Here is a 782-nt window from a genome sequence, read left to right as displayed (position 1 = left end):
AAAAGTATAATATACCTCAAATGGTAGTTGTTGCTGACTCAGGACTCATGTCAAAAAATAATATCAAAGAATTAATCGACAATAAATATCTCTTCATATTAGGAGCTAGATTAAAACAGTATACAAAAAAAATCAAAGATCAGATTTTGGCTTTAACTCTAACAAATGGAGAAACATCAGTAATTGAGTTAGAAGACAAACAAAAACTAATAATATCATATTCTGATAAAAGAGCAAAGAAAGACTCTCATAACAGAGAGTTAGGTTTAGAAAGGTTAAGAAAAAAAGTAAAGACTGGAAAACTTACAAAGAGTAATATCAACAATAGAGGATACAATAAATACTTAAAAATGGAGGGAGATGTTTCACTGTCAATTGATATGGATAAATATGAACAAGATGCAAAATGGGATGGTTTAAAAGGATATATAACAAATACGCAACTAACTAATGATCAAGTGATAGAGAACTATCAAGAGCTATGGAAAATCGAAAAGGCATTTAGAATTTCAAAAAGTAATCTCAAAATAAGACCAATTTATCATAGACTTGAGAGAAGAATAAAAGCTCACATTTGTATCTCATTTGTAGCTTATAAAATATTCAAAGAATTAGAACGACAACTTGACGAAATGAAAGCTAGCATTAGTGTTGAAAAAGCAATAAATATTGCAAAAACAATACATGCAATTAGAGTTAAAATGCCAAATAATATGATAATTGAAAAAACTCTTATTCTACATGAGGATCAGAAAGAATTGGCTCAACTATTTAATTTTAGG

At 28.1% G+C, this 782-nt stretch carries 1 protein-coding gene; it reads left to right on the top strand.

Annotated features, from left to right (window positions below; genetic code table 11):
• Positions 1-782: IS1634 family transposase (locus HHU12_RS34250; protein ID WP_169661196.1), on the top strand; the 782-nt coding region annotated here is incomplete at both ends.

The sequence above is a fragment of the Flammeovirga aprica JL-4 genome (assembly GCF_012844305.1).
GTDB lineage: Bacteria > Bacteroidota > Bacteroidia > Cytophagales > Flammeovirgaceae > Flammeovirga > Flammeovirga aprica.
Note: the sequence above shows the minus strand (reverse complement) of the source record. Positions and strands in the feature narration are given on the sequence as shown.